Origin of the sequence: Paenibacillus sp. CFBP 13594, from assembly GCF_014842675.1 — a bacterium.
Taxonomy (GTDB): domain Bacteria; phylum Bacillota; class Bacilli; order Paenibacillales; family Paenibacillaceae; genus Paenibacillus; species Paenibacillus amylolyticus_B.
The window spans coordinates 46081-71583 of the sequence record NZ_JACYVQ010000002.1 but is presented as its reverse complement, the minus strand read 5'-3'; the positions used below and the strand labels follow the sequence as shown (position 1 = coordinate 71583).

At 46.0% G+C, this 25503-nt stretch carries 18 protein-coding genes; 4 read left to right on the top strand and 14 right to left on the bottom strand.

Features of this window, described 5'->3' with window-relative positions:
• Positions 1-345 precede the first annotated feature (345 nt).
• From IFU39_RS07770 to IFU39_RS07745, 6 genes are all read right to left on the bottom strand, one after another.
• A complete protein-coding gene (locus IFU39_RS07770) occupies positions 346-717 on the bottom strand; it encodes a hypothetical protein (protein ID WP_105598397.1) in 372 nt (123 codons plus the stop codon).
• 238 nt (positions 718-955) lie between these two features.
• Entirely contained in the window at positions 956-3199 is a 2244-nt protein-coding gene (locus IFU39_RS07765; RefSeq protein WP_149846563.1) for a helix-turn-helix domain-containing protein, read from the bottom strand.
• 21 nt (positions 3200-3220) lie between these two features.
• On the bottom strand, positions 3221-4444 hold the full coding sequence (locus tag IFU39_RS07760) for an MFS transporter (protein WP_223199933.1): 1224 nt from the start codon (positions 4442-4444) through the stop codon (positions 3221-3223).
• 43 nt (positions 4445-4487) lie between these two features.
• The gene (locus IFU39_RS07755; protein ID WP_192132069.1) at positions 4488-5546 is read right to left on the bottom strand and encodes an ROK family protein; all 1059 of its coding nucleotides are present in this window, start codon (positions 5544-5546) and stop codon (positions 4488-4490) included.
• Positions 5547-5582: 36 nt separating this feature from the next.
• Positions 5583-6794, bottom strand: a complete 1212-nt coding sequence (locus tag IFU39_RS07750; protein ID WP_105598394.1) for an ROK family transcriptional regulator — start codon at positions 6792-6794, stop codon at positions 5583-5585.
• 537 nt (positions 6795-7331) lie between these two features.
• A complete protein-coding gene (locus IFU39_RS07745) occupies positions 7332-8171 on the bottom strand; it encodes a YitT family protein (protein ID WP_062834072.1) in 840 nt (279 codons plus the stop codon).
• A 374-nt stretch (positions 8172-8545) separates the two neighbouring features.
• Between IFU39_RS07745 and IFU39_RS07740 the strand changes: the two genes are divergently transcribed.
• From IFU39_RS07740 to IFU39_RS07730, 3 genes are all read left to right on the top strand, one after another.
• On the top strand, positions 8546-9604 hold the full coding sequence (locus tag IFU39_RS07740; protein WP_105598393.1) for a fatty acid desaturase: 1059 nt from the start codon (positions 8546-8548) through the stop codon (positions 9602-9604).
• An 87-nt stretch (positions 9605-9691) separates the two neighbouring features.
• The gene (locus IFU39_RS07735; protein ID WP_105598392.1) at positions 9692-10840 is read left to right on the top strand and encodes a sensor histidine kinase; all 1149 of its coding nucleotides are present in this window, start codon (positions 9692-9694) and stop codon (positions 10838-10840) included.
• The gene (locus tag IFU39_RS07730; RefSeq protein WP_036608692.1) at positions 10837-11436 is read left to right on the top strand and encodes a response regulator transcription factor; all 600 of its coding nucleotides are present in this window, start codon (positions 10837-10839) and stop codon (positions 11434-11436) included. The genes IFU39_RS07735 and IFU39_RS07730 overlap by 4 nt, the downstream gene beginning before the upstream one ends.
• A gap of 151 nt (positions 11437-11587) precedes the next feature.
• Here the strand turns inward: IFU39_RS07730 and IFU39_RS07725 are convergent, their stop codons facing one another.
• The 7 genes from IFU39_RS07725 to IFU39_RS07695 form a co-directional block, all read right to left on the bottom strand.
• Positions 11588-12496, bottom strand: coding sequence for a hypothetical protein (locus tag IFU39_RS07725; protein ID WP_192132067.1), 909 nt, complete (start codon positions 12494-12496; stop codon positions 11588-11590).
• A gap of 44 nt (positions 12497-12540) precedes the next feature.
• Positions 12541-13281: a polysaccharide deacetylase family protein gene (locus IFU39_RS07720; protein ID WP_192132065.1), complete on the bottom strand. Its 741-nt coding sequence runs from the start codon at positions 13279-13281 to the stop codon at positions 12541-12543.
• A 471-nt stretch (positions 13282-13752) separates the two neighbouring features.
• Positions 13753-14256 (bottom strand): ferritin, encoded by a 504-nt coding sequence (locus IFU39_RS07715; protein WP_036608705.1) that lies wholly within the window; start codon positions 14254-14256, stop codon positions 13753-13755.
• Positions 14257-14412: 156 nt separating this feature from the next.
• Positions 14413-14532: a hypothetical protein gene (locus tag IFU39_RS07710; protein ID WP_017688846.1), complete on the bottom strand. Its 120-nt coding sequence runs from the start codon at positions 14530-14532 to the stop codon at positions 14413-14415.
• 100 nt (positions 14533-14632) lie between these two features.
• A complete protein-coding gene (locus IFU39_RS07705; RefSeq protein WP_036608707.1) occupies positions 14633-14890 on the bottom strand; it encodes a YolD-like family protein in 258 nt (85 codons plus the stop codon).
• A 153-nt stretch (positions 14891-15043) separates the two neighbouring features.
• Positions 15044-16735 (bottom strand): DUF11 domain-containing protein, encoded by a 1692-nt coding sequence (locus tag IFU39_RS07700; RefSeq protein ID WP_192132063.1) that lies wholly within the window; start codon positions 16733-16735, stop codon positions 15044-15046.
• Positions 16732-23442 (bottom strand): DUF7507 domain-containing protein, encoded by a 6711-nt coding sequence (locus IFU39_RS07695; RefSeq protein WP_105598388.1) that lies wholly within the window; start codon positions 23440-23442, stop codon positions 16732-16734. Before IFU39_RS07695 ends, IFU39_RS07700 begins: the two co-directional genes overlap by 4 nt.
• Positions 23443-23674: 232 nt before the next feature.
• On the opposite strand from IFU39_RS07695, the gene IFU39_RS07690 reads away from it, so the two are divergent.
• Positions 23675-24814 carry a GGDEF domain-containing protein gene (locus tag IFU39_RS07690; protein WP_192132061.1) on the top strand — a complete coding sequence of 380 codons (1140 nt, stop codon included), beginning with the start codon at positions 23675-23677 and terminating at the stop codon, positions 24812-24814.
• Between the two features lie 102 nt (positions 24815-24916).
• Here IFU39_RS07690 and IFU39_RS07685 read toward each other — a convergent pair whose 3' ends face one another.
• The gene (locus IFU39_RS07685) at positions 24917-25438 is read right to left on the bottom strand and encodes a hypothetical protein (RefSeq protein ID WP_192132059.1); all 522 of its coding nucleotides are present in this window, start codon (positions 25436-25438) and stop codon (positions 24917-24919) included.
• Positions 25439-25503 lie beyond the last annotated feature (65 nt).

Here is a 25503-nt window from a genome sequence, read left to right as displayed (position 1 = left end):
CTCCACTTTGTTCATCCCATTTTGTTGCACCTGTGAATGTCACTAATCATTACATAAGATCTGATATTTAGACAATAAACTATTTTCAAAATGTGAAATTCACGTTTTTTAAGTTAAATACCGCGAAATATAAACATATTTCCTGACAATATACAATTTTCACACCTTATATGTTAACTATGATAACATATTGTGTTGTATTCATTTTGGTTTCTCATAGACAATCTGGAATCACCCAGCTTGCAATAATCTTTTTTCCATTAAATCTCTCTTCAAAAAATGAAAAAGAGACCACATCTTATGTGATCTCCTTGTTTAGCAACACGTGTAGAACGATTCGACGCACTAATTCCTTGGCGGAAGATTAAACTTCATTTGACCAAACAACGTATCGATGGCATTTCCCGCAAATTGATCCATCACATGTTCGTTGCTTGTGTCCGTATGTTCCAAAATCAATACATTATACTTCTCATCATAATGCATTCCGCCCAAAATAAATCGTACAGGAATGCTCTGAGCCGCCCCTGCCTTCGAAATGACCTGAATAAGTTCGGATTCATGCCTTTGTTGACTTGTCGTATAGGTACCAACAGGTATAGTTATCGTATATGACGAGTCATCTACATGAAATGTAAATGTGTTGTTGTTTGCTGTAATGGTAACCCTTTTACTGATATCTACTGATCCCCATACTTGCTGTCCGTATTTGTACATCATCTTCACTCCTGCCCTATTAATCTATGGATTGTCATAATGCTAGTATAGGACATTCGTAAAATTCCTTAACAACATACCAGTTACACTGGCCTAAGATTGTGGTTGAACATCAAAAAAATCTCCTGCAAAGGACGATAAGGTACGAACCTTATTCCCTCATACAGGAGATTTCATAGATATCTCTAAGATGATTGGATTTCACCCGCTAACGGGTGTTCTAACACGACCAATATCATTATTGATCCCCTTGTTTTCCACTCTGCTTGCGGTAGTCCCCTGGTGTCACGCCCATAATCCGTTTAAATACTCTGCCGAAGGAGATGGCATTGGCATAACCCACTTGCAGAGCAATATCCTGAACAGCCATATCGGATGCAGACAACAGACGACAGGCCTTTTCGACCCTCAGTTTCACCAGAAAATCAACAAACTTCATCTCAAACTCTTCCTTAAACAGATAACTCGCATATTTGCCCGAGATCTGGAACCGATCACTCAGATGTTTCAGCGAAAGATCCGGATCATCAAAATGCTCTTCAATATAAATCCGCAGCTCGTTGATCATCGCGCGATGACTTTTCGTTTCATTTACAGATACATAATTGCGATAAACCTCTTTAAGCCACTCCTGCAAAATTTCTTGAATCCCCTCCAGTGTCTCCACCTGCTGGATATCACTACGAAGACGAGTCAGAATTCCCTCGGCAAATTGGCTTTGCAACCGCTCAGACAGCTCCCCGAATTCACGGGACAACATCTGGATTAACGCCTGCAGCAACATGCGAATATCGTTATCTGTAATCTGATCTTCGCTGAACGCAACAAACATCTGATCCAGTTGAATCCGCCAACCATCACCGGTTAGTCTGAATTCACGGACAAAGTCTGCGAGCATTTGTAAATACTTGTACGATTTCAGCTCAATACGATCCGGTAGTTGCTCACTGAGAACGATGGCATCTTTACCAAGAGTAAGTCTATGCTGCAAACCCGCATCTGCACTCGCATAGGATCGAGTGATCTCCTCCCAGCCCGATACGGTTCGTCCAATGCCAAAGGTAAACCGGAGTCGGAAGTGTTCCGCAATCCACATATGCATCTGCTTAGCCAGATCCATAAGCAATTCACGGTCCAGTCCTTCCTGCTCATCCGATGCAATCACCACAATAAGCCTGCGGTTCCCAAACCATTCAGCCCAACCGCCGAACTGGGTCTCATTCTGCACAAGTTCTTCCACTACGTTCATGAGCGCAATCTTCAGAATATTCTGATTGGTCGAGAGATCGTCACCATTCATCTCCGCAATGAGGACAGCAACACTCTTCGGTTCCATGAATCGTTCCTCTAGCGGTTGCAGATGGCGAAGTCGGTGACGGAATGAATCCATTCGCTCTCCTTCCATCAGATCAACAAGCAACTGTCTGCGATGAATCAGTAAGTTTTCATGATGTTGTTTCTCATAGTCAACCGTTTGAGCAATCAAATGTTCCAGCGCACGATCGATGAGTGCCAGTTCATCTTTGACGGATGGAGCTGCTTCATCCTCCTCGGCACGTGGCTGTAACGCCTGAATTCGATTCATGATCAGCTGAATGGGGCGTGTATTTCTGCGAGTAATGTAGATTAGTCCAGCCACCGCACCAACAATTGTTAATAAACCAATACCGATCCACACATAAGAGACAAGGGATACCCATGAATACAGTTGTCCGGATTGAATACCGCTCTCAAAGACCAGACCAAGTTTGTCCGCAGTCACACGATTAAGGATTTCGCCTGCTGAAGGGTCCATTTGATGCGCGGTATAGATCAGATTGTCGCTCTTATCCCGAACCTGAAGAACAGATAACTTTTCATTCGTCATGTTATCAATCTGCCGTTCTACTGCATACATGCGGATGGTAATGACGAGCAGACCTTCCCCGCCCCACGGTAACGGAAGCCACTTATTCATACTAATCACCTGTGAAGGTACGTCGAAGGAACGTTCCTTATAATCACGTGGCAGATTCCAACCGAGGTTCTCCCGATCTTTCAAGGCTTGCTCAATATAGGCACGATCTTCAAAATCTTCCAAACGCATCATGCCTCTCGGCGTAAGAATCTGGGAATCGGACATACGATAGAGATAAATGGATTGAATCATATCCTGCTGATCCAGCATACGTCCGAACCCACTTGCCGCATCATAGATGAACTGACTCGATAATTGTCCCCGTCCAGCTTCCAGAAAGCGACTATATGTTTTGTTTGCACCAATGTCTTCAAGTAACCGAAGTTCAATGTCGCTTAGCGAGCGCTCCAGTGTATCCACGATATAGCGGGTGGAGATCATGTCGGCTTTTTGTGTTTCGTTACGTGAGAGTTCGTTGACAATCAGGAAGGAGAGAAAGATTAGAATGGAAATCGTAAGCAGAAAAATAGGAAAATACGAATACATCAACTTGGTGTGCCAATTCCGCTTCAGATTTACTTTCATAGGCTCCAACTCCTTCCATCTCTATTCTAATGAGTATGCTCTTCTCTGTTCTTTGGCCTGCCTGCTGACGATATACAGAATCACTGATCCTAGTGCCGCACTGATCGTGCAAGCCAGATACATCAGTGATGGACCGCCGGAATCGAGTAAATATCCATTAAGCATATTACCTACAATTCCGCCCAGGCCAGCAAACACCATGTTAAATAAACTTTGTCCCGTGGCCTGCATTTCCCGCCCCGTAACCGAAGCCACATATTCGACTGCTGCGATATAGAAGAATCCGAAGGACAACCCATGCAGCACCTGAACGCCAATCATGACCTCAGGTGTCGGCCATAGCCATTGTATTCCCCAACGTAACATATACGCCCCAGCTGCAAGCAGCATCGTCCGTTCATGTCCCCATTTTCGGAGTATGAATGCCGCTGCCAACATGGATGGAACATTAGTAATTGACGCCAGCAACAGTGCTGTACCCGTCATGGTCACCGAACCACCAGCCATTTGAAATGAAATAACAAAAAAGGAGTTAAACGCAGTGAGCGTTTGGTTAACCAGGAAACAACCTGTTAGAAATAGAAGGAATGTCCGGTTTCGGAGCAATCTTGCCAAACCTACGGAGAAGGTTACCGAGGACGAGGATATGCTCGTCTGCCGGGGGAGTGTACTTGCCAGTATAGCGCTCAGAATGTTAAACAGGAGAAATGGCAGCCATAACATGTGAATGGAAAACTGGGAGAGATACATCCCTGCGGCAAATCCACCAACTCCCGTTCCTATGCTGCCGAAGAGTCGGATCATGCCATATGAGGTGTTCGCGGCTCTCGCGGCTGTAACCGCATAGGAGTCAGCCACGGGTATTTGAGTCACTTGGAATATAGTGCATAAAGTATAAATCAATATTAATATAAAGTACACTTGAATATTGTAGAAATACGCTAACGATGCAGGAACAAGCAGGCTTATCACCAGTACGAACCGTGTCTTTTTAAACTTATCTACCAGAATTCCCCATATAGGTTGAAGAATAATGGATACAAGTGTGCCAAACGCCATAATAAATCCGGTTTCTTTACTGGAAAACCCTTGTGTTACCAATATGGGATTAATGTACGGGTTAAACATCCCCCCGGCAAGCCCCATAAACAGATATAGGCCCTGCAATTGGAGTAAAACACGTTTTGCATCATTGGAATCGGCTTTTGTTTTCTCTGTGTAAGCCTTCATATGTCTACTTCTCATCCGGATCTCCATCCTTTAATTCTATAGTAGCTTGACCTATTCTCTATTGATATGTGTGCGCTAGACTCGACCTGATTGCAGCCAATGCCCCGATTGCTCCTGCTTTGTTCCCCAGTTCAGCTACAGCTAAAAGTGTAGGCAGAACGGTGTAACGTTGGAGGCGTGTGCGCACTTCATTTAGATAATAGGATGGGTTGGATGCAGCCACGCCACCACCGATCACTATAATGGAAGGATTGAGTAAAGCCGTAATATTCGCCAGACCTCTAGCCATATAACGCATGGGTAGTTCCAGAATCTCCAGGGCGGCAAGATCACCCGACTCGGCTGCTTTGAATACATGCCTGGCTTCAATCTGTTCCGCTTCCCCTCCTGCCAGACTCATGATCAGGGATAAGGAACTTCCCTTTCCAGCAGCAAAATAACGCCTCGCCTGTTCGGTAATTCCCGTACCTGAAGTCACTTGCTCAAATACGCCAAAGGAATCCGCATCCGCAACATAACCGGTATGAAGCCCTTCCTCACCTGCAATGAAATGCCCAATCTCACCTGCTGCTCCATTCTGGCCGCTATAGAGCTGTCCATTCAGGATAAGAGCAGATCCAATGCCTGTTCCAACCGTGACCATTACACAGTGTTGATGTCCCTGTGCTGCCCCTTGATCATACTCTCCCATTGCGGCCATATTCACATCATTATCCAACATGATATTCCCTCTGTAATACTTCGCAATAACAGGGCGAATATCTAGCTCAGGCCACTGAAAAGCCGGAGCATTTCGCAGTATTCCCTCCTCTTGCAGAATCACACCAGGGAATCCCAAACCTGCACCGTTAAGTTGATCCAGACTGCATCCAACTTCGCGGCAGAATGTTTCCAATTCAGCGAATAACCATCGGAAGAACTCATCCGGCTGATCACTGGCAAGCGTAGGCAAGATTCGTTCATGAACTTCATTTCCAGCCTTTTTTGATGACAAGAGCATTAATGTTTTGGTGCCTCCAATGTCAATACCTGCAATCCAGCCGGATGGATCACCTCCAACCGTACCATCCTGATTGGAATGATAATTATTACTTACGTTTTTCACGGATTCTGTCATACCTTTTCCCTCCTCACATGTTGTATATCCAATGTCTTAATCCATGGCTTCCTGCTGAAGGTTCAGCATCGTTTGTTGTATGGCTACCTGCACTGCACCAGTAACAACAGCTTGCTCACCAAGCTTGGAACAGATTAACTGTGGTTGCACCGGGAATTGCTCAGAGATGATCTGCCTCAGTAAAGGCAATAACACATCACCGTTCCCTCCTATACCTCCGCCAAGCACAATGAGATCTGGGGCAAGCACAACGCTAATCTGCCGCAGAGCGGAAGCAATCTTCTGGCTGTATTGTTGTAGAATGTCTAACGCCTCTACTTCTCCACTGCGTGCAGCTTCAAATAACTTCTCGGGAGTCAGGTGTCTGTGAAGATCATCTGCACCCGAATCAGCAACCTCCAATAATAGTTCATCATGCTGATCTTGATAATCTTTCGCCAGTTGCATCAGACCATCAGCGGACAGCACTTCCTCCAGACGCCGGCCATCGTCCACCAGCATCTCTGCGATCTCTCCAGTTAAGCCGCCTAAACCTCGAAGCAATTGGCCATGTACCATGATGCCAGCACCCGTCCCTGTACCGATGGAGAAAAAAACAAACAAGGGATATTCTGCTGCTGCACCACTCCGATACTCCCCAAGCGCCGCAAGATTCACATCATTTTCCAGAATCACTTCACAGGGAAAAGCTCCTGACAACGACTCTAGAGAGAAAGCTTCTTCCAGACCCGCTAAAGGGTCCACAATACGATGGATACGCCCTGATCCAGGCAGCACTACGCCTGGTATACCGAACCCGATGCACTGAATCTGATCCCAGTTCAGATGATTTTCATCAAGCAGTTCGTTCATATGGCTTCGAAGAAGCTCCGGCATCGTCGCTGTCGAATCTGTTCGCTCATGAGCTTCTTGGACAACCATGGGATGTGTCCGATAGGCGATGATCTCTCCATTCAGATCGGATAATGCAATCCGAATACGTGTTGCGCCGATATCTATGCCACAGACATAATAAGCCGTTTCATTGAAACGAATGAGCGTTGCTTTTCGACCCTGAGCGTTGTCAGCTGGCCCCATTTCCCTTACCAGATTACGGTTAATCAGATGTTCGACCGCCTGAGACACCGTTGGTTTACTAAGTCCTGTCTGACGGCTGATATCCGCTCTCGACATGGTTCCCTGAGTTATGAGGGCATCCATAATGAGATTTTCATTCAGATTGCGGATATACTGCGGTGTGCCAGCCATGTTATCGCCTCCTTTTATAGTTAGTTAGGTTTATTAACAAATTGATTAAATTCAATATATCATCGTGTTTGGTGGGTGTACAGCTTTTTGTCATTGCACTCTTTTAGTAGAAAGAACTACACCTCCATCTATAACACAAAAGCCTAATAAAGGGATTATTATACAATAATAGACGTTTATACATTTCCGAAACAGTGACACGCTCATAGAATACCTTATCACGATCAGGGAGGTTTTAATATGTATAGAAAACATCATAAGTGTCATCATCCAAGACCAAAGTGTTTTTACAAAAAAATTACGAAAACCTGTGTTACCAAAGTTAAATATGTCCCTACAAAGTGTAAAAAACATTGTCATGTCACTGTTGAATATTGTGAAGTCAAAAAAAGAAGACATTACTAATACTCTTTTGCCCTTCTCTTTGGAGAAGGGTTCTTTCTTATTGAACTAGATTAATACCGGATACCATTAACCTATCAAAAAAGTTGCGGTGATATTTCACCGCAACTCCTTTCTTCCTTATATACATATTCATCAAGTTTTGGAGAGTTCAATAAATCCTTCACCGAAAACATCACGCACATCATGAATGGTGATAAAAGCAATCTCATCTTCTGCTCGTACAATCTTCTTCAGCATAGAAACTTCCTGCTTGCTAATCACAATGTATAGAATTTCTTTCTTATTTTTTGTGTAATAGCCATGACCGGACAGGACGGTTACTCCGCGATCCATCTTCTCAATGACTTGCTTCGCGATTTCATCCTGTTTGGAAGAGATAATCATGACTGCTTTTTTCGGATTGAGCCCTTCAATAATGAACTCCATTGTTTTGGTTCCAACAAACAGCAAGACAATTGTACACATTAATCCTTGTGGTCCAATGATGAAATATGAGGAGAAAGCCACAATCAGATCAAAGAACAGAAGTCCATAACTGATATTCCAATCCAGATATTTGTTGGCAAGTCGGGCCAGGATCACTGTTCCCGCCGTTGTGCCTCCTACTCTAACAATCAAGCCAATACCCAGACCGGCAAATACTCCGGCAAAAATGGTATTGATCCAGAGTTCATCCGATGCAATCGTCCAACTCTCCGTCAGGTGCAGGAACAACGAGTTGAATACCACCGCAATAATCGTATATACCGTAGTCGTTTTGTCAAGAAACCGATATCCCACAATTAACAAAATGCCGTTCAGGATCAAGTTCATCAGTCCAGGGGACCATTCAAACAGGTAATACAAAATAATCGTGATACCTGTGACGCCGCCTTCAGCCAAATCGTTCGGTATGACAAACAGGTTCACCGCCAGTGCAAACAGAAATGCACCTGCCATAATAAATAGGATATCCGTAATTCGTTTCTTCATTATGCATTCCATCCAATCCATCAGAAATCAACCTAATCGACCCGTCTCATAAGTTGTCATAATCACTCAAGGATAGATTTTACCATGCTCACAACAAAATTTGTATACATAATACAAATTGTTGCGTAATTTGTGCAAAGGAATTAGTAAAACCTGCTCTTCTGTCTGCTGCAGAGCTATTGAGTATCATACACCCATGACAAATGTCATGGTCCGTCATTGATATTCGTCATTACAGAAGGCTGACGTTTATGACTTACTGTCATGTTCGGATTGTTTTACAATGATAAAAACGCTTCCTACAGGAAAGTCTACCGGGAAACGCCAAGTTGTAACTGATTACAGTTATAACGATTGAAGGAGGACACAATTTTATGAACAGATCAAAAGAAATGGCCTTAAAAAAAGAAGTTACCCCTTACGAAAAAAATGATCTCAGACTAAGTATCCGCCAGTTAATCAATACATTGCTCCCGCTCTTCTTGTTATGGGCTGCAGCTTACTTTAGCTTATCGATTTCCTACTGGCTGACCTTCCCGATTGCCTTGGTGGCATCCGGATTTGTACTGCGGACCTTTATTATTTTCCATGACTGCTGTCATGGTTCATTCTTCAAGAGCAAACGCGCCAATGATATTCTCGGTACCATTACTGGTGTATTGACAGTTACACCCTATCAGCAGTGGAAAAACGAGCATTCTATCCATCACGCAACAAGCAGTAATCTTGACAAACGTGGTGTAGGTGATATCTGGGTTATGACGGTCGACGAATACAAAGCAGCTTCTCCTTGGGGTCGTCTCTTCTATCGGATTTATCGTAACCCGTTTGTATTGTTTTGTATCGGACCCATTTACGTGTTCCTGTTGGCTTATCGTTTTAACCGCAAAGGTGCTAGACGTAAAGAACGTATCAATACACACCTCACTACCGTATTGATCGTAGTACTCTATGCATTCATGTCCTGGTTAGTCGGATGGCAGGCTTTTGTAATGGTGCAGGCACCTATCTTCTTCTTCTCCGGTTTCTTTGGTATCTGGTTGTTCTACGTCCAACATCAGTTCGAAGAGACGTATTTTGAACATGAAGATGAGTGGAGTTATGTAAAAGCAGCTGTTGAAGGCAGTTCTTATTACAAATTGCCAAAATTATTGCAATGGATCAGTGGTAATATCGGGTTTCACCATGTGCATCACTTGAGCCCACGTGTACCTAACTATTTCTTGGAAGAAGCACATAACGCAACACCACCTTTGCAAAAAGCAACTACTATTACACTACGTTCCAGTTTGGTTGCCCTGCGCTTCCGTCTGTGGGATGAAGATTCTAAACAGTTTATTAGCTTCAGACAGCTCAAAAACTTGTCCCGCAAGCCGTATGTTCAACCGCCTATCCGAGTAACCAATCCAGCGGGTCTGACAGAGAAGCCTTAACTCTGTCGGATTCGTTTTCTTGTGTTCAAGCTATAGTCATGCTACAGTCATGCTAAAGTTGAGTACAAGTGCAAGGAGGAGAATTACATTCAAAAGTGGATGCAAAATTTTTATAAAAAGACAGGATTGAATCTTTATGTGTGGCTCGCCTTTTTCATCCTGCCCTTCTATTTCATTTCACAATATTCCAAATTATGGACGTTGGTAACTGGCATCATCATCATCCTCGTTTTCTTCGTCTGTTATCTGCTCGCCTTCATCACCAAGGGCTGGCAGGTGTACATGTGGATTGGACTACTTATTGCCATATCCATTACGATGACTATTGCCTATGATTATGCCTATTTCTCATTGTTTCTTGCTTTTTTTATTGGGAATATTAAAAATAAAGCCGGTTTCTTCACCCTCTATTCGGTGAACCTGGGAGCCAGTTTCGTAACCATTAATTACGGTTTCATTAATCAGAGTTCTCTGCTCGTGAGCCAACTCCCGTTTGTATTCATCAGCTTGATGGCCTCCATTCTGCTTCCCATCAGTACGTATAACAAAAACAAAACTGAACATTTGGAAGGCCAATTGGAGAATGCGAACAAGCGACTTGATGATCTCGTAAAAATGGAAGAACGCCAGCGTATCGCTCGTGACCTGCACGATACACTTGGACAGAAGCTCTCTCTGATCGGTCTGAAAACCGATTTGGCGAGACGGCTGCTCCGCAATAATCCCGATCAGGCCGAGATCGAATTGAACGACCTCAGACAAACGGCAAGTACAGCTCTGAAGGAAGTCCGGGAAATGGTCACCACCATGCGTGGTACACAATTGGTCGATGAACTGTTCCGGGCGGAGCAGATTCTGAAGGCCGCTTCGATTGAATTTGTGCTGGAAGGTAATCCGAAATTACAGGATACGTCACAATTAAATGAAAATGTGCTCGGTATGTGCTTGAAAGAAGCTGTCACGAATGTCGTCAAACACAGTCAGGCAACAACCTGTACTATCATCATCAAAGAAACACTAGCGGATAATGTATTAACCGTTCAAGATAACGGTGTTGGAATAGAACGAACTCGCAAACAGGATCGGCGCGGAACAGGAATTTTGGGCATGAAGGAACGACTTGAATTTGTGAACGGTTGTCTGGATATTCGCTCTGCGGCAGACATCCCGGGTACAGCGATCATTATTCATGTTCCGAAACTCGTTCGCAAACCGATAAAGGAGGCAGAATCATGATTAGAATTGTAATCGCGGAAGATCAGCGCATGATGCTCGGCGCCTTGTCCTCCCTCCTCAATCTGGAGGAAGATATGGAAGTTGTCGGACGTGCCAGCAACGGCCAGGAAGCCCTTGCCCTTGTCCAGGAGCTTGCACCAGACATCTGTCTGATGGATATAGAAATGCCCGTGAAAAGCGGCCTTGAAGCCGCAGAAGAACTCAAAGGAATGAGCTGTAAGGTCATTATCCTGACCACTTTTGCCCGGACCGGATATTTCGAACGTGCCCTGAAGGGCGGTGTCCGTGGTTACCTGCTCAAAGACAGTCCAATTGAAGAACTTGCCGAGTCGATCCGCCAAGTTATGAATGGCAGACGCATCTTCGCTCCCGACTTGGTAGATGAAGCTTATGTAGAAGAAAACCCCCTGACAGAACGGGAGAATGCCGTACTAGGCCTCATGGCAGATGGGAAAAACACCAAGGAAATCGCCGGGCATCTGTTCATCACAACGGGCACGGTGCGTAACTACATCTCCATTATTCTCAACAAGTTAAATGCCAGTAACCGCATTGAGGCCATCACTCGCTCCAAGGAAAAAGGGTGGTTCAAATGAAAGCACCGCTTTAACCCATTGAAACAAAAATAAGCATGTACCCCGGCTGCATAAGCTGCGATAACATGCTCAAAATAAAAAGCTTGGCCCAGCAATTTCTTCCTGGGCCAAGCTTTTTTTAGGTGTATCGTAACCATCCCACACTCAAGATTTATTTCACAGATACAACCAAACCAAGAGCTTCCAATGGCACTCGATCGGTCATTAGCTGATGAATTTGGTTACCGTCCTGCCATGAGATCGTTACATGAACAGACTGTCCACCACTTGGATATTCAACCTTGATATACCCTTTATCTTTGGGTACCGGCAAGGTATGTGACTCCAGGTACTCCACCATTTTCTTCGCTATGCCCGGATTATTCATTTCATCTTCGGATACCGAACGAATTTCCAGCGTCCATCTACCTTCTTGCCAAGTCAGATATTGACTGCCTGCGGCACCTTCACTCATACCTTTGATGCCATGTCCCAGATCCACAGCCATATCTGCTGGAATATCTTTCAGGTCCGTCTCAGGGAAAATTTCTGGCTGATTCGGGTCCTTATAGGTCTTCACTTCATAGGTAGCCAGTACAGGAATCTTACTGTCGGATGCCGTTAAAGATTGATCATTAATGGCAACAGACTGAGTGGTAGCATAGAAGTTCACCTTAAATGCATCAGCAGTATTTGACAGTATTGCTGCACTCAAAGATGTACCCTTGTCCAATGTGAATGAAGTGGGTAACGCCGCATCCTTCATCTTCAACTGGTTGCGAACTTGCTTGATCACATCATTCACACCTGATTGACCAGTGGCAACTTGGTTGTCATTTGTCTTGGATCCAGATGTGTCTTCATTATCTGTTGTGCCCGTATTCTCTTTGGTTCCTGTTTCATTTTCATTAGAGAAATCAGCACCACCACTGCCGGTCTCGGTCTGCTCACCGACTGTTGTCGTTGATGAAGAACTATTCTCTGATGATGCTGCATTTGAATCCGGTCCGCCACATCCTGCCAGAGCAAGTAAAACGGCTGTCGTTACTGGAATCGTGATCCATAATGGTTGTTTCTTCATGATGTGTACCTCCTTCGTTGTAGCCAAGCTAAAAATTAAAAAGATTAACGCTTGTCGTTCCAGAAGTTAACCGGCTGCACTTTTTTGCTTAATACTTCAAAACGATACCCTTCTGCCTTCAAAGTTTTTAACACTTGCGGTAATACTTTCAGCGTTGCTTCCTGGTCGTGCATAAGCACAACAGGTGTTGTTCCGCTCTTTTGCACATTGTGGATCTGTTTCATTACACTGTTATAGACTTTCTGGTGATCTTTCTTGTATTTCCAGTCTTCCGAGTCGACATTCCAATCCCATAGATGGAATCCACCTTGGCCCAGCAGTACATTACGGAATGCCGATTTGAGATAAGGTTTACTACCATATGGCGTCCGCACGAGACTTGTTTTAACTCCGGCAACCTTGTTCAGACTTGCATTGGCCTGTTGCATCTCTTTCAATCCGCTATATGTAGATTTATAGAATTTGCCTGGAACGTGAGTCACACCATGCAGACCCAATCCATGCCCGTCAGCTACGATTCGTTTGGTAGCCTTCTGAAATTGCTCCATTTGAGGTCCCAGCATGAAAAACGTTGCCTTCGCATGATATTGGTCCAGAATATCCAGTAACTGACCCGTATGAGCGGTTGGCCCATCATCAAACGTCAGGTATATAATCTTTGAATTTTGTTTGCTTGCACCATCCTTGGATGCAGCTGATTTGGCAGATACCGACTGCGGCAATAATAGTGGAATGATTAGTAAAATAGCAAGTGTGACCATGATAGATTTACGAATATGTAGCATAATTAAAAGTCTCCCTTGTGTGTTATATTTCCCCGGGTGTCCATGTTTTTCTACCTTCATCCCTTGGCGATTAATCCTAATACTATCAAAGATAGTGGCTCCTGTTCTCGCTCCAAAGGCTACGGTAGAGTTACACTTTTGTCAGATAAACCTAAAATTTAATACGAATTTGATAGATTTGCGCAAAATAAGATCCCGTCAGGATAGATCAAATGTGACATATCCTCTATTACCCACATTCAGAATTTTGATAGACCTTTACTCCAATTCAAGCAAATCAATACAATCATTAAATATCTATGCATGCAAAAAAACCTGCACAAGTGCAGGCTTCTTTGTCTTCAATCAGCATATGGCATCAAACCATCATCCCTTGCAAGGAGATTGCCCCCATTGCTTTCAGGATCATTACCTCATGCTGTATGTAAATGGTGTTTTGACGCTGGAATCTTATCGAGTCCCTACGTGCATTTATTCAGCAGGAGCAGTGAACGAACGTTTGCCAAACTCGGCATCCAGCATGTAGAAGGCATTGCTGTCTTTTTCAATGCGGCGCAGCTTCTGAATAATATTGTCAAACAAAGCTTCCTCTTCAACCTGCTCATCAATGAACCATTTCAGGAAATACATCGTTGCATGTTCACGTTCATTCAGAGCGATGTCAGCCAGATTGTAGAATTTTTTCGTGTTTTGCTGTTCATGAGCATAACCATGCTCAAATACATCCAGCATCGAAGCATATTCATTCTTCGGTTCTGGCAAAGCCTCAAGTGTGGCACGTTGTCCACGATCATTCAGGAATTTGTATATTTTCATGCCATGGAATCGCTCCTCTTCCGCTTGCACGATGAAGAAGTTCGCAAATCCATCCAGACTTTTGCTGGAACAATAGGCTGCCATAGCCAGATATACATGAGCAGAATAAAACTCAAAGTTCATCTGTTCATTTAAAGATTCTGTTAACGTTTGGCTCATAATCAAAACACCTCTTTCTTTCTCTAGGGATGGTTATATTCTAACATAACGTCAGCAGGACTTACACCGATTTTCTACAAAATTCGCCAAGGACTGAACGTACAAAAAAGCTCTGCCGCAATGGCAGAGCTTCTTTCATTCTTTAGAGATATGCAATTATACCAAGAACGCTTTGGAGATGATAACCAACAGGATGAACAGAACCAGAATGGCACCTACAGAAGTGAAACCTCCGTATCCGTAGCCTCTTGTTTCTCCACCTAATACTTCGCTCATTGACCGTACCTCCTCTGCAACAGGTATGGGTTATCTTATGCAGGAAGAACGACTTTGACAGGGCGGATGCCCTAATTATTCAAAAGCTGTTTTTTTTCGTTCAGTACCGGGGAGATTGCACACGCATGATATCCAGAAAAGGCACCTTCGCTGTGAACTCTTCTTCGGTATACTCTACATGCACAAGTCGTGTACGGGAGTCCATTTTGACGATGACTCCTTGCACCTGATCTTCCTTACCCCATACGGTCAACAGTACTTCCGAACGTTCCCGAAAAGCTTCAACTAGTTGATTTCCCAACTCTTCAAGTTCGAATTCATCCCGTGTAGGTCTTTTTGCTACTTTTGCTTTTGCCAATGTGGCTGCCTCCTCTACTCCGACGTCCCGATTCCACGGGTTGATTGCCGAGTTCATATTCAATTAGTATACCATTCATTTACGTTCGTGTAATCTCATGGCAACCAGAATAAGCAAATTCCTCAGGCAAGTTACCGTTAACCGTGATACCTCCTATTCTTCTCCATACTCCACAATGATGCTGTACTCATTCGATCGGGTTTCGCCAGCCCGTTTTTGTCCATTCCATTCATACGTGTACCGAGCAATCAAGGCTCCTTGCAGCGTCCCCGTCTTCTCAGAAGCTAACTTCGCTACATACGAGATGTTCTTTTCCGTTTCAGGCTCAATCACGCCCACATGCAGAACCCGTGGTGTGGAATACTCTGGTAAGCTCAATTGGATCTCACCCGTAGCTTGCCCAAGCCATCTGGCACCCTCAGGTAAAATGCTCCCAAGTTGTACACGTGCCGGCAAATTGCCTGTATTCCCCACACGTACCTGAAAAGTGACGGTACCTCCCTGCTCGACCAATGTGGGTGTCACTTGAACGTAAGCCTGAATTATCGGCGCTTTCAATTCGACCACAGCTTCATTAGATGTAATCATCCGCTGCACTGACCGTGAATCTGGCAATCGAAATGTATACATCAGGCTAGCATGATTCACATACCTGTAGTCATCAGGCATCGATTCATCTCGATCTGGAAGTTTCGCTTCGAACTGAATATTCAGAACCGACCGGGCTGTCAACGTCCCCAGATTAAGCCCTTTAGCCAGATTGGTTCCGGGACGTTTAACCCCATTCCAGCGCAGACTGCCTTCGACAAATGTTACACCTGTTCGCAGTACATCCAGGAGAGTTCCATCCACCGCATAACTGCTTGCATTGGAGATGGTAATATTATATTGGACGGCATCACCCAATGTGGCCGTTACCGGGAGCACACTTTTCACCACAGAGACCTGTGGCTGTAACACTTCCAGAGTAACCTGATTGGAGTAAAGCGTCTCCTGCTGTCCTGCCGAGATATATGACAGTACAGCTACACTTGATATTCCATTCGCATCGCTTCCCCCAATAACCTGAACCCGATATTGTATCCGAATTGAGCTTCCGGGCAAAATCTCTCCAAGTTGTATGCCCGTATCAGGCGTTACTTGTGGCGCAAACATTTCATCTACGATGACACTCGCTGGTATAAAAACAATTCCCTGTGGCAAAGAAATCGTTACTTGGGCATTCGTGGCTGCAATAAAACCCGGATTGCTCACGATAACGGTGTACATGACAATATCCCCTGAGAAGGTATAGATGTGATCCGCCTGAAAGGAGATCTCCAGCCGGGATGAGACCAGATTGACCTCCACGATATTGGATTGTTCCATACCCGTAACCGTTCTGCCTTCCGGTGTCAAAAACTCATAGTTAACCTGTGCCTGATTCAGCAGCTTCAGTGTCTCAGGTAAACGTAAGATTACAACTTGGAAGTGGTATCGCAACGTGGCTCCGGGCTCGATTTCAGCTGGAGGCAATCCACTCTCCGGTGATGCTCCCGGTAACGGAATACCATCACGCAGTACACTATTGGGAAGCAGTGCCGTCTCTGCAGATAGCTGATCCAATAGGTACACTAGGGCCGGAAGATTTCCGGTGTTAACAATTTCAACATGGTAGATAAGAGACTGCCCCAAGGCAGCCTCCGTGACATTGCAGACTTTTCTGACTTCAAGCCTGGGGCCGATCCACGGTGTTACAACCGTATTCGAATAGGATACCTGTTCCAGTTCAGTCGCACCCGAGCTGAATCGAACCAGGGACTGATTCTTTAGCCAGTGGGACAACGGACCGGAAGATTGGCTCATATCACCACAACCTCTACTCTGAATGTAACCGTAACGGAAGCACCCGCAGCAATCGATCCAAGTGTGATACCTGTATTCGGATTCCCTGTTGGTCTTGGCACACCATCCACCGTAACACTTCCTGGCACAAATACTGTACCGACAGGTACCGGGTCAACCATGACCACATTATTTACCACTTCAATGCCGCTATTGGTTACTACAACCGTATAGGTGATCACATCGCCGACAACGGCATCAACCGCACTTGTGCTTTTGACAACAGTCACATTTGGTGCAGATACCGGAATCACCAGAACATTGGAGGATACCGTCCCTGTCAACAGACGGCCATCGGGTGGACTAAATGTATAGTTGGCCACCGCCTGGTTAACGAGTTGCTGATCCTGCGGCAACGAATCTACAGTCACTTCGAGGGTAACCGTTACAATAACCGTACCTCCGGACGGTATGGAACCCACAACGATACCCGTCTCCGGATTGGCACCTGGCTGTGGAACACCATCAATCAGAACACTGTTGGGAAGCAGTACGGCTCCATTCGGTATATTGTCCGTTAATGTCAAACTTGCATCCAGATTCCCGCTATTGTTAATGGCAAAAGAATAGGTGATGGTGTCACCAATCGTTGCATTGGAGGTGCTCCCTGTTTTGGTTACGGCAATAATCGGCTGATAGATTGGTGTTACAACCGTATTGGAATACGCTGCTCCCGAGAAAACACCCGATGTGAAACTTACGGAAGACTGACTGCTCACTTGTGGTGGTGTTGGAAGCGTATTGACCCGCACTGCATACGATACCGCTATCGATGCTCCAGGGGCTAAACTACCAAGGGCTATGCCCAGCGCAGGGTTTGCCAAGGCCCGTGGAACGCCATCTACCAAGACGCTGCCAGCAACAAATGTGGTGGCTGGGTTAATCGGATCGGTGATCACAATGTTGTTTACCGGGTCAATTCCTTCATTGGTCACAACCATCTCGTATACGATCGTATCGCCCACCACAGCATCACTCACCGGAGTGGTCTTCACAACGCTGACATTCGGAGCAGATACTTGAATGTTGAGTGCGTTGGACGTAATCGTGCCTCCAAGTGTTCTTCCATCAGGCAATGTATACGAAAATGTAGCAGAAGCCTGATTGGTGATGGACTGGCTCAAAGGTAACGTCACAATCACAACGGAGAAGGTAACTAGAGTTGTTGTGGAAACGACACCAAGCGGAATACCCGAAGCCGGATCTGCACCTGGTGCTGAAGCCCCGTTAATAATAACGCTATTTGGAACAAGCTCTGTTCCTGCCGGAATGGTATCGGTCAACGTGACGGATGCCCCATAGTTCCCGGTATTGGAGATGGCGATGCTGTACACAACGGTATCCCCTACCGTTGCTATCGTCTGATCTCCCGTTTTCACTGCCGCCAGAATAGGTTGAAAGACCGGAGTTGTAACCGTATTGGAGAATGTGGTCGCTGAGAAAACCCCTGATGTAAAACTGACCGTGGACTGATTGTTTAACACTGCACTTGCCGGGAGCGCCGTAACCTGCACACTAAATACAACGGTTACCGTAACGCCAGGTGCGATGGAACCAAGCGTTATTCCCGTAGAAGGATTGGCACCAGGGCGCAGAACACCATCAACAAACACGCCAGTTGGCGCAAGAACGGTACTTGTCGGCACTGCATCCGTGAAAACCACATTGTTGACCGTTGCAATTCCGTTATTGGTTACAGCGATGCTATACGTTACGATATCACCAACTGATACCGCCGTTGAAGTTGTGGATTTGACGACATCGACATCCGGTGCCGATACGGTAATGGTCAACACATTGGATAGAACAGACTCCGTGATGTTCCGCCCATCCGGCAATGTATATGATAGAGCTACAGAAGCCTGATTCACCAGTTGTTGCGGACTTGGCAGCGTATCAACAACCACTGAAAAGGTAATGGTGGTCGTAGCTCCGGGAGCCACGTTGCCTGCGGGGATGCCCGTTGCTGGATTTCCTGCTGGCAGCGGTTGACCGTTTACAATAACGCTATTTGGAACAAGGATGGTTCCGGCTGGAAGGTTATCTGTCAGGTTAATCTGGGCTCCAAAGTTTCCCTGATTGTTCACGGTTATCGTGTAGCTGACTGTATCCCCAACGGTAGCATTTTGTGTACTGGCTGTTTTTTGTGCTGAAAGAATAGGCTGGTACACCGGAGTGACCACAGTATTTGAAAAGGTTGTGCTTGAGAATGTACCTGAGGTAAAACTGACCGTAGAGCGATTGCTCAACTGATCACTTGGCGGGATCGCGTCGACACGGATACTGAATGTGACCGTCGCGGACGTTCCGGGCCCCAATGTACCAAGGGGTACCCCACCTGCCGGATTGGCTCCGGGTTGCGCAACCCCATTCACTGTGACACTCCCTGTAACAAAGGAGGATCCAGCTGGAATCGGGTCTGAAAACTGAATATTGCTCACCGGTGCAATTCCGCTGTTGGTCACTAGAATGGAATAGGTCACCGTATCGCCTACCGTAGCCGCGGTGGAAGCTGTGCTTTTGACAACAGCGACGTTTGGTGACGAGACCGGGAACGTGAGTGTATTCGAAGTGGCTGAGCCAGTCAACGTCCGCCCATCTGGAGGTGTAAATGTAAAGGATGATGTAGCAAAGTTGCTAAGCTGCTGCGGAGATGGAAGTGAATCCACAACAACGGCAAACGTGACAACAGCTGTCGCCCCCGCTGCTACAATACCTATCGGAATGCCTGCTGCTGGCGTCGCTCCTGGCTGTGGCACACCGGATACAACCACACTGTTGGGTACTAAAGTAGTCGCAGCGGGAATGGTATCTGTCAGGGTAACATTTGCCTCCAGATTGCCTGTGTTGCTAACCGTTACTGTGTATACAACCGTATCACCTACGGTCGCATTTACGGTATTTGCCGTTTTGACAAGTGAAATCTGCGGTTGTATGACCGGAGTCTGAGTGGTATTGGACGATGATGACCCTGAAAATGAACCGGATGTGAAGCTGACCGTCGACTGATTGTTAATCTGCGAAGGAATCGGCATGGTAATCGTCACCTCAAAAGTTACGGTAACCTCGGCTCCTGGAGCCAACGTACCGATTGGAATGCCGGCGGTCGGATTGGAGAGCGGGAACGAAGTCCCGTTCACAATGACACTTCCGGGTACAAATGGGGTATTCGAAGGAAGAGGATTGACATATACCACATTATTAACGGCTACTGTGCCGTTATTACGAATAACAGACGTGTATCGAATGACATCCCCGACTACGCCGTACTCTACATTGTCACTGTTGACAATCGTTACATTGGGTAGAGAGACAGGAATAGTGATGGTGTTGGATGACGAGAATCCGGCAATCGTTCTCCCACTTGGAAGCGTGTAAGCAAACGAAGCAACCGCCTGATTAATTAACTGCCTTGCATCTGGCAAACTGGTAACCGTCGCAACAAAAGTGACCGTTGCACCTGTGCCCGCAGCAATCTCTCCTAGACTGATCCCTACATCCGGGCTGACCCCAGGTGTAGGTACGCCATTAATAATGACACTATTTGTGCTGAATACCGCTCCTGCTGGAATGGGATCTGTCAAGGTAACCGTTGCAGCTATATTACCTGTATTGTTAATTTGGATGGTGTAATTAAACGTATCTCCTACCGTCAAACTTGTTGTACTTGCTGACTTCACCACTTGAACCACTGGCAGAAATATGGGGGTATTTACCGATATGGAAGAAGAAACACCATTAAAACTGCCTGATGTAAATGCTGCATTGGCCCGGTTACTAACCAAACCTGTGGATGGAACAGAATTCACCCGGGTCTGATAGGTCACAGTTACACTGCTTGAGCTATTCAATGTACCCACTGCGATTCCCGCAACGGGGCTTGCGCTTGTAACAGCAGATCCATTAATCGTGACACTACCCGGGACAAATTCAGAGCCGGATGGTGCATCCGAAATCACCAGATTTTGGACCGCACTAATTCCGGCATTGGTTGCAATAACGGTATAGGTAAGGATGTCACCTACAGTCGCATCAGGTGTGTTTACCGTTTTGCTAATCGAAATATTAGGGGCCGATGCAGGTATTCGAACGATATTGGATTGACTTGACCCTGAGAGATTCCGTCCGCTGGGAAGCTGGTACGTATAAGTTGCGGTACCCTGATTCTCCAGTGTTGGCGGAGATGGAAGTGTACTCAGTGTTGCGCGAAATACGACCGTTGCCGTAGCACCTGGCGAGAGACTGCCCAGCGTTATACCGGTTAAGGGGCTGGTTCCCGGACGCGCAGTACCATTCACGGTTACCGAATCCGGGACAAACGTCAGCCCCGCTGGAATCGTATCGGTCACATTCACTTGAGTCGCTATGTTTCCACTGTTCGTGACTGCAAGTGTGTATGCAATCTGATCCCCCAGTGTCGCATTGGTTTGGCTTGCCGACTTGTTGATACCGACAACGGCTTGGTATACAGGGGTTGTAATGGAATTGGAGTTGGAAATGCCCGTGAACGAACCAGAGCTATAGGACACTACCGCTCGATTAACTAAAGAACCTGAAGCAGGAAGAGACTGCACATTCACCTGAAACGTCACCGTTGCAGAACTTCCGGCCGCCAATGTCCCAATAGAGATGCCACTGCTCGGATTCGCAGACGGTACGACAGTTCCTCTTACGGTTGCACTGCCAGAAACAAAGGTTGTTCCAGCAGGGAGCGCATCTGTAAGTACCACATTGTTAATCACCTGAATACCGCTGTTGGTAGTAACTATGGTGTACGTGAAGGTCTCCCCGACTGCAACATCGGTAACGGATGCTGATTTTACCGTGGTCACATTGGGCAATGTTACCGGGATCGTTAAGGTATTCGAGGCGATGTTTCCCGTGATCGTCCGACCATCAGGTGAATTAAAGGAATAAGAAGCCGTAGCCTGATCCACAAGAGTCGGCGGTGTCGGCAAGCTTGTTACAAGCACCTGAAAGGTCACGGTATTGGCACTTCCTGCCGCGAGGCTCCCCAGATTAACGCCAGTAACCGGATTGGCACCAGCAATCACATTTCCATTCAGACGAAAGCTGCCTGCTACATATGAGCTACCACTTGGTATGTTATCCCTCAATGTAACGTTGGCAGCAACATTCCCTCCGTTGTTCACTTGGAGTGTATAGGTAACCAGGTCACCCACCGTGGCATTGGTGGTACTCGCCGATTTCACAACGGACAGGTTTGGCGAATAAACAGTAAGGGTGGAGTTATTGGACGGAATAACTCCCGTAATCACTGCCCCCCCTGCCACACTTTGAAATGTAAAAGCGGCATTCGCTGAATTCACCAGCTGCAATATGCTTGCATCCTGACCAATGAGCGCACGATAGGTGACTACGATGCTGCTGGACAGGTTTAATGAACCCAGCGGAATGCCTGCGGTCACATCGAGTGTTGGGCGGGGTATCCCTGCGACCGTTACACTCCCTGGAATGAAGGTAAGCCCTGCAGGCAGTGAATCGGATAACACAACGCTGGCCGCACTGGCTGTACCTGCATTGCTGACGGTAACAGTATAGAGAACACTATCTCCCGCCACCGCGCCGGAGGCAACGGATGCCTTGGCCACTGTAATTTTGGGCGCATTGATATCCACCTGAATCGCATTGGCATTGACAATGTAGGCATCCCCCGAGGTCGTCAGCGTTAACACAGCAGAAGACTGGTTGTTAATCAGTCTCGCAGATACATCCACATTGGTAATATCCCAGCCTTGTCGTCCACCGATAATATTGGTGCCTGGGGCCCCGTTAGTCTGGTTTCGTGTTCCGAAAGTCCCTGTTGTGTTAAGCGCTCCCGTATCCCCATTGATTTGGGATGCAAAAAAGTTCGCAGCCAGATTATTGGGCCCGGACAAAGCAACCGATGTAGCTGAGGTTGGCCCGAATAATGCCTGATCTCCAGTCCGGTTCGCGTCACCTTCCTGGGCACTGAACAGCGCTCTTCCTCCGAGTACACCGGAGAGGGGGGTGGCGAATCCAGTCAATGTTGTTACGACCGGTGGTGAAGTGGATTGCACAAGTACGCCGCCTGCACGCAAAGACATGTTGCGAAAAGGGAGATTGGGATTCTGATAAATAACGCCAAGTGTCCATCCCGCATGATTGGCCGTGGAATCATTTGTAATAACTATAGTCCCTACCACTGCTCCGGTGATATATGTACCTGCTCCCCCATTTTGTACAAGTGTCGTCACATTGGCGGAACGTACATAACCTGCGGCGTTGTTACCCAGATCAAACTGATTGTAAGTCACCGGGTCAGGTGTAACACTGAATGAACCTGCAGGGGTAGTGAACGTTACCGGATTGTTGATCGCTGAGCTCAGATTGACAGTTCCATTGATATAACTTCCGCCCCAGATTAATTCCGCATACAGAACGGTACTTCCCGCAGGAAGAACAAGGATAGCAGCGGAACTGTTACTCTGATACAAGCTTGTGGTCCCCAGTGGGTAGGTGCCGTATTGGACGCTGGTGTTGGTTGTGGTAAAACCTCCAATACTATCCTGTGTTCCGGGTACTCCCGCCGTTTCTGAACGACTCAGTCCAAGCGTATTTCCTGTAAATGTAATTGCTCCCGTAGCATTAACGGTTGAACGAACGACAAGAGGAATGAAGATCACCTCCCCTTCATCAATGATTTCCTACATATGGAACGGAGCCATGTATATAGTCTATGAGTGTATTGTTGAGTTTTGTTTGTCCTCCATAAAAAGTTTGTGATAACTCGAAAATTATGTGAGTCTTGTTCTCACATAACAGTTAAACACATTTGCGTTTTGTTCATTGTGATTTATAATTATCTTATACGAGAGTAATTCTGTCGTACCATTATGATGCAGTCAGCGGTGATATATGAAAGGTTTCCATACGCACAATAGCCACATTCCAACAGAGTACGAGTTCAAACATTCCAAATGGATTCAAAAAATGCTCCATGCCTACTGGATAGTCATCATTGCACATTTCGCCATTCAGATTGGCTGTTTCCTGTTTCTGGAGTATGATCGTACACCGATAGATTTCTTGATGAATGTCCTGTTCTGGCCTACGGCCGTCAGCAGTTCATGCATTTTGTTCGCAAGTTGGGTTGATCGGCGCTTCAGTTCATATTCCTTTTACACCATGTCTATAGCCAGCACGGTTATCGCCTGGACAATTATTCATGTCAATTATGACATTCGGATTATATTAGCAATCTGTCTGTTGCCCATCTTTGCTTCGGTGCTGTTCTTCAGTAAAAAGAGAGTCTGGATTGTCTTTCTGATGCAGATGACTGGTTACTTTCTGGTTTTGTTCGATCCGGCCTACCGGTTGTACCTGTCTTCATTTGACATGGTATCCATTCCTGCTTTTCTAATCCTAGGTACATATGTAGCACAGGTTATCGTAACCAGCGGCGTTGAGGTGCTTGATGATCTTCAGGCCAGCATGCTTGCCAAGCAGGACCTTATTGTGCGAAATGCCATTATGACCAAACAGTCCAAAACAGACGGTTTAACCAACCTTTATAATCAAAGCTCATTCAAGGATTATTATGAAAAAGCATTTGAGTATGCCAACAGTGGCATGAGTATGCATCTGGCCCTGATCGATATTGATGACTTCAAATCCATTAATGATACGTATGGTCATCGGGTTGGAGACATCATTCTGGAGAAAGTGTCCCTGATCATTCAGGAAACCATTACCTCAAGTGATATTGCAGCACGGTACGGAGGCGAAGAGTTCGCCTTATTGATGTTTGAGCAATCTTTCAAGCAGGCCTATGCCTTGGTGGAACAGATTCGTCAGAAGATTGCCCTGATGGGCCATCTGGAACTTGAAGGAGCTTCCATCACCGTAAGTATCGGTCTCAAAAGCTACAGCCCTAATCTAACCAAAGACAAATTGTTCGAGGAAGTGGATACCTGTCTGTATGCCGCCAAACGAACAGGTAAAAATAAAACCGTAACATCACTTGACCTGACTTCGTCCTTCGTAGAGAAAATATAAATAAAAAAGTTGTGCTGTACACCGGAATTCCGGTCTGTACAACACAACTTTTTTTGGGTCGAATATGATCAGCAGGCCGATCTTCTTCATACGTCTATGTTTTCATTCCGCCCATTCCCAGCGATGACGATTTTGCTCCAGCATCGGATGCAGGTATTCGGACGATCCGTCAATGATGAGACGCAGCTCTTTGATCCAATCCTTGAAGGAATCAAATGAAGCAAACAGATTTGCCATCTCTATCGTCAAATAAAGAAAGTGAGGGGCTGGATATTCCGCAGTAATATGACGCAGAGCGCTATCCACAGGTGTATATTTCTTTCTCTTGCCCTCAAGCCCCTCCACACGTATACGTGAAGTTGGATGTTCCCGACGCCAATCATGCAGGCGGTCTTCTCTTTTGTAATATGCCTGTATCGTATCCTTGCTCATTCGTTTAAACGTGCTCTCGTGTAAAGGATACAGCACAAGCTGTATGAATGAACGAGTGTCCGCCTTTGCAGCGGCGCGTTCAAGTTGCTCATCGGTCACATGTTCAAACGAGTCATAAAAAGTCAGTGTGCCTTTGCGGCTGGCCACAGGTGGCTCATAACCATAAGGTACAGTTGTATATTTTCCAGACATTTCACCCCTCCTTGTCTATAGCCACATTCGTACAAAGGTGATTGGGATAACCGAGCTAATATTAT